7 protein-coding genes and 1 pseudogene are annotated in these 5,135 nt (G+C 67.0%); 3 read left to right on the top strand and 5 right to left on the bottom strand.

Annotated elements, in window-relative coordinates; all coding sequences use genetic code 11:
- Positions 1 to 21: 21 nt before the first annotated feature.
- Positions 22 to 261, bottom strand: a complete 240-nt coding sequence (locus tag AQJ46_RS56685; protein ID WP_404828521.1) for a transposase — start codon at positions 259 to 261, stop codon at positions 22 to 24.
- A gap of 455 nt (positions 262 to 716) precedes the next feature.
- Between AQJ46_RS56685 and AQJ46_RS59510 the strand changes: the two are divergent.
- Both AQJ46_RS59510 and AQJ46_RS55720 read left to right on the top strand, forming a co-directional pair.
- Positions 717 to 1,083 (top strand): annotated as a pseudogene (locus tag AQJ46_RS59510) (ISAzo13 family transposase); the annotation flags it as partial.
- A gap of 270 nt (positions 1,084 to 1,353) precedes the next feature.
- The gene (locus AQJ46_RS55720) at positions 1,354 to 1,812 is read left to right on the top strand and encodes a hypothetical protein (RefSeq protein ID WP_159064157.1); all 459 of its coding nucleotides are present in this window, start codon (positions 1,354 to 1,356) and stop codon (positions 1,810 to 1,812) included.
- A 164-nt stretch (positions 1,813 to 1,976) separates the two neighbouring features.
- Here AQJ46_RS55720 and AQJ46_RS43250 read toward each other — a convergent pair whose 3' ends face one another.
- From AQJ46_RS43250 to AQJ46_RS43240, 4 genes are all read right to left on the bottom strand, one after another.
- Complete coding sequence (locus AQJ46_RS43250) at positions 1,977 to 2,345, bottom strand: hypothetical protein (RefSeq protein WP_159064156.1); 369 nt, start codon at positions 2,343 to 2,345, stop codon at positions 1,977 to 1,979.
- 484 nt (positions 2,346 to 2,829) lie between these two features.
- On the bottom strand, positions 2,830 to 2,970 hold the full coding sequence (locus AQJ46_RS55715) for a hypothetical protein (RefSeq protein WP_159064155.1): 141 nt from the start codon (positions 2,968 to 2,970) through the stop codon (positions 2,830 to 2,832).
- Between the two features lie 656 nt (positions 2,971 to 3,626).
- Positions 3,627 to 3,806 carry a hypothetical protein gene (locus tag AQJ46_RS43245; RefSeq protein ID WP_059210845.1) on the bottom strand — a complete coding sequence of 60 codons (180 nt, stop codon included), beginning with the start codon at positions 3,804 to 3,806 and terminating at the stop codon, positions 3,627 to 3,629.
- Between the two features lie 42 nt (positions 3,807 to 3,848).
- Positions 3,849 to 4,124 carry a hypothetical protein gene (locus tag AQJ46_RS43240; protein ID WP_159064154.1) on the bottom strand — a complete coding sequence of 92 codons (276 nt, stop codon included), beginning with the start codon at positions 4,122 to 4,124 and terminating at the stop codon, positions 3,849 to 3,851.
- A gap of 183 nt (positions 4,125 to 4,307) precedes the next feature.
- Between AQJ46_RS43240 and AQJ46_RS43235 the strand changes: the two genes are divergently transcribed.
- Complete coding sequence (locus tag AQJ46_RS43235; RefSeq protein ID WP_059210843.1) at positions 4,308 to 5,126, top strand: IS5 family transposase; 819 nt, start codon at positions 4,308 to 4,310, stop codon at positions 5,124 to 5,126.
- Positions 5,127 to 5,135 lie beyond the last annotated feature (9 nt).

Below are 5,135 nucleotides of genomic sequence, written 5' to 3'. Positions count from 1 at the left end.
CCCCCTCCACGGCCAGCTCCTTCACGAGCGGGTAGATCCTTTTCCCGGCAGATGCGCCTGCGACAGATAGGCCGCGGCCCGCCGCAGGACCTCGTTCTCCTGCTCCAGCAGCTTGATCCGCCGACGTGCTTCCCGCAGTTCCGCGTTCTCCTGGCTGGTCGTTCCGGGCTTGGTCCCGTCGTCGATGTCCGCGCGGCGCATCCATTTCCACAGCGTCATCGGGTGGACGCCGAAGTCGGTGGCCACCTGCTCGACCGTCACACCCGGGCCGCGGTTCCTCGCGACCCGCACGACGTCCTGGCGGAACTCTTCGGGATAAGGCTTGGGCGCAGCGACATCCGCAGAGCCTCACGGCCGGCGGGTGGATCCGGCGGAGTGCGCAGCGCTGCGGCGAGCGGGTCTGTCCGTGCCCCGTATGCTTCGGCACACTCCAGCCATTCCGACTCCTCCGCCGCTCATCCGTCAGACCGGTGTGTCGCCGCAGTCGAGGTGCGCGCTGCTGACCGTCCGGACCGGCAGACAGCGGATCCGAGCGCGCGTTCGCCCATCTGCACTGGTTCCGCCGCCCGCGCATCCGGTTGGAGATACGCGACGACATCCACGAAGCATTCCTCACCCTGGGATGCGGGCTCATCTGCTTGCGACGTGAAGTCACTCCGATAGGAGTTCTCAGGGCGCGCAGATCCTTGACTCGTGGCTTTCCGCTCGGCGGTTCGTTGGTCTGGTATGAGCGGGTTGGAGGGCAACGGGCTGTGCTGGCGGCCAAGTTCGGGGCGATTCTGCCGCCCTTGACGAGCGGCAGCGTCGTTCTGCTGATAGGGGCGGAAGCCCCGTCGCTCGGCCACGAGGGATCAGAACGGTCGCCCGTGCCGCCGGTGTCCGCGAGGCTGAGGTGTCTGCCGGAATACGCGAACTCGACGACGCAGGTGCGCCGTTGGGACGGGCTCGTCGGCCCGGAGGCCGCAAACGCGTTGCCGACCGGAACCCAGCCATTCGAGAGGCGCTTCTCGCGCTGGTTTCGAGCCCGACCAAAGAGTGCAGCGGTCGCCGCCTCCCTCCGGTGGCACATGGTCCCTTCGCAACCGACAATGAATGTAGCCCGGATGCCACTCATGGACGACGCGGGTCATCGCTGAAGTGATTCGGCCGCCGGACGTAAGAACGATCATGCCTCCGGAGATAAGAACGTCAGGCGCGCGATGAGTCCCTTCCCTGCATGGACAGGCTGACGACCCCGCAATGAATCTCACCCTCTCGCTTCCGAGGATGACAAATTGTTCATCCTCGCCTTCCGAGCCTGAGATCAATCCGGGTCAGAGCAAAGCTGACGAGCAATCACCCCGAGGTGGAACCATGACATGGCAAGACAGAGCTCAACGCGCACTCAGCGTGCTCGACGGCGTAGATGGTGACGGTGGTGCGGCAGAGCGTAGCCGTCGGATCTTCAACCATGTACTCAACGAATCAAACCGCGATGACTACATCAGTCATGATTTTTTCAACGTTCAACAGACTGCAGGCGGGCTTCCCGAAGGTGTCTCGTTCGACGATTTCCTGGCAGTGGTGGCGGGACACGTGCGCCCCGAGCTCGAAGGCTCGGGCTTCGAGGAGGAGCTGGATGACGACAATTTCCGCAACGGAGCGTTGACCTTCGACGAAGTCATCCGCCGCCACATCGACTTCCTCAACGGCGTAGTGCACCAAGCCGCCGCGGGCGAGGTGCACATCGGCCTGTGGAACCTGATCCTGAACGCTCGCACCGACGACACGAGCATCTACGCCTGCTATCGCGATTTCCTTGTCGACGCCTGAGCCGCGGGACTCGTCCAGAGGTGCAATCCGGTCGTGAACGACCCTGTTTGGAGGGGTGGCTGCGCCGCGTACATGATCAACACTGCGCGGTAGCCCAGATCGAAGCCCGCGCAGTGGTGCATCGCGCGGCCGCCGCAGAAGAAGATGGCGTCTGGTCGGATGCATCATTGGCTTGGCGGCTGGCCCGGTAGCAGTCCCACCGAGATGGACGGGTCGTCGCGGGCGGGGTCAAGACCGATGGCCACCAGAGCACGGCGTACGTGGAGGTCACGGACCCGGTCCAGTGCGGGTGCCAGCCCGGCCAACGCGTCCGGTGTCAGCGGGAACAGGGTCCGGGCCGACGCGAACAGGGTCAGGATAATCGGACTGTCGACGGTCCAGGCCATGCTGAGGCCCAGTCGGCGTCCCGAGAGTCGGCGCAGCCTGTCCGGGAGGCTGTCCTCCAGGACCGCCGGCGCAGCGGGGTGTCCGGCGGCGTGAGGCAGCCTGAGGTTGAGCTCGTACCGTCCGCGGGCCGGCTCGATGCCCAGCATCCGTGGCGCGGTGCCGGTGTGCAGTTGGAGCCAGGCTGCTTCGACGTGCGGGGGAAGGGCCTGCGGCGGGCGAGGCCAGTTCGGGGTACAGCTTGAGCCCTGGAGTCGCACCCATGGTCTCCGGGCCGCCGATCCAGGCGCCAAAACGCAGTGCGGTGCGGGACTGCCCCGCGATCAGCCTGCCGATGAGGTCGGGTCTGGCGCCTGGCCGCTCGCCGTCAGCAGCGCGGCTGCCTGGGGCAGCTGGTGGGCCTCCGGCAGTTCGGGTCCGGCGACTTCGGCGGTCCACCGCAGGCTCCCGCTTCCGCGCGGCCCCGCGTGCTCCGGCGCCAGCTCCACAGGGAAGCCGTCGGCGTCAACCGGCTCCAGATGGAAGCGACTTCGGGCCAGTTGCTGCCTTCCATGCGGTCGACGGCGGCGTCGAGAAGCGGTGGCAGGACTGTTATGCCGGTGAGTGCTACGGCCAGGCACCGGACTGCCTCCCTCACGGCGCCGCGCCGAGGCCAATAATCGTCTCGTCGCCGTCTACCGGCGCCAGCTGGGTGATGGCGCCGTTCGTCACCAGGGTTATGCGCCGGCGGAAGGTCCGCCGGGTGGCATCGAGCATGGCGATGCGCAGCGGCACGGGCGCGGTTGTCGTGCCGGGGATCTCCAGCCGCTCCTGACGGTTGTAGGAGTTGGCCGCGTCCTCGTACTCGATGTCCAGGAAGGCGCTCCGTGCAGTGTTGGGCGCGAAGAGAGGGACGGCGAGGATGTCCAGTGCCGCTACGAAGGGGGCGTCCCACTGGGAGGAACGACGCGCCGCCGTGTATTGGTCCCGAGGCCAGCACGGTGCCGTTCTTGAGGTGGTGGGTGAACCGGGCGGTCCAGCCGCGCTGCTCGGGTCGGGTCAGTCGAAAGGCGCCACAGCTGCGGGCTGCCCTTGGGCACCACCCTGAAGACATCGTGCTGTTGGAAGGTCGCCTCATCGTCGTACGTGACTCGACACCGATGGCGTCCACGTGCAGTGTCCGGTCCGGACTGCGGCGCGGCGGCAGCTCGTAGCTCTGTTTCTCCCCGGTCCAGCCCGAGGACGCATCGAAGTGGTGCTGGATCCCGATCTGGAAGTCCAGGTCGCGGGATGGGTTGAGGTAGGTCTCGAACTGTTTGGGTCCGGGGCTCTGCGGGGTCAGTTGGAAGGTGGCGGCCTTGTGGCCCTGAACATCGGCGGGCTGGCGGTACTCGATCGACACGTCGGTGGAGAACAGCCCGATCTTCTCGATGTCCGCGGCGGTCGTGATATCACGCCCATAGTGCGGAAGAACGGGTCGTCGAGGTCGATCTCGTGTGCGGCGATTTGTCAGGCACTTCGTCGAGCAGCAGGCCGACGAATCCCTTCCTGGTGTACGTGCGGGTGACCGTCGTCTTGCGGTCGTAGGCCTGCGTGAGCGTCTTGCGTTCCTCTTGTTCGATCAGGTCCACCCGCCCGGGCTCCGGGGAGAGCTCCGGCACAGAGCGCAGCCGTTATTCGATCGCGGCAGACTGCTCGGGGAGCGTCAGCTCGCCATTCAGACGCAGCGCACGAGTTCCGGCCCGTTGCGCGTCCGCGACGGTCGCTGGGTCGCCGGTGATCGCGACGGAGGGGTCCGCAAGGAGCGCGTCGAGCGCCTCGCCGAGTGCCTTCTCCGAGACGGCTGCCTGTGCCCCGAAACGCTCGGTGAGCAGCTGGGCCAGGCTCCGCCGGTCGAACTCAAGCGACAGTGGCAAGCGCGGTGCGACGGCTGGGAACATCAGCCGCATGACCGCCTGCACCCGGGAGGGCCGAGTCCTCGATCAGGCGCATAGCGAACACGGCGCGCTCTGCGGTCAGGTCCACCACCACATGCGCCGGGCGAGCATGTCCGGGCTTAGGGGTCCTTGCAGAATGATCCTTTTGTGGCACGGTGGAGGTGGATGTGATCCCGTCGTTTGTGGGGTGTGACCATGGCGCGGCGGAAGCCGTGGGAGGTCAGTGACGAGTTGTGGGCGGTGATCGAGCCGCTGTTGCCGCGGCATGAGCGTCGTTACAGGTATCCGGGCCGCAAGCGGATCGATGACCGCAAGACGCTCCAGGGCGTGCTGTTCGTCCTGTACACCGGTGTCCAGTGGGAGTTCCTGCCGCAGGAGTTGGGGTTCGGTTCGGGTCCCACGTGCTGGCGGCGGCTGGCCGAGTGGCAGGAGGCCGGGGTGTGGGAGGAACTCCAGCGGGTGCTGCTGGATAGGTTGCGGGCGGCTGACCGCCTCGACTTCTCCCGCGCCACCATCGACGCCTCCCACGTGCAGGCCAAGCGGGGGCGAAGCAGCCCAAAAGTCGGTCCGAGCCCAGTTGACCGCGCACGGCCGGGCTCGAAGCATCACGCGCTGACCGAGGCGCACGGCATCCCGCTGCGGGTGTCGCTGACCGGCGGTCACCGCAACGACGTCACCCAGCTCCTGCCCCTGGTCGACAGCATTGGGCCGGTGCGGGGCAAGCGGGGCCGGCCCCGGCGCAAGCCCCGCACGTTGTATGCCGACCGCGGCTACGACCACGACACCTATCGCCGCCGCCTGCGCGAGCGCGGCATCACACCGAAGATCGCCCGACGCGGCCAGCCCCACGGCTCGGGACTGGGCAAAGTCAGGTGGGTCGCCGAGTCCGCCCTCGCCTGGCTCCATGGCCCCCGCCGCTTACAAATCCGCTGGGAAGTACGCGACGACATGCACGACGCCTTCCTCCAGCTCGCACACTGCATGACCCTCGCCCACAAACATCCAGCTTTCTGAAAGCACCCC

The organism is Streptomyces canus, from assembly GCF_001514145.1.
Taxonomy (GTDB): Bacteria; Actinomycetota; Actinomycetes; order Streptomycetales; family Streptomycetaceae; genus Streptomyces; species Streptomyces canus.
This window is presented reverse-complemented; position numbering and strand designations above follow the sequence as displayed.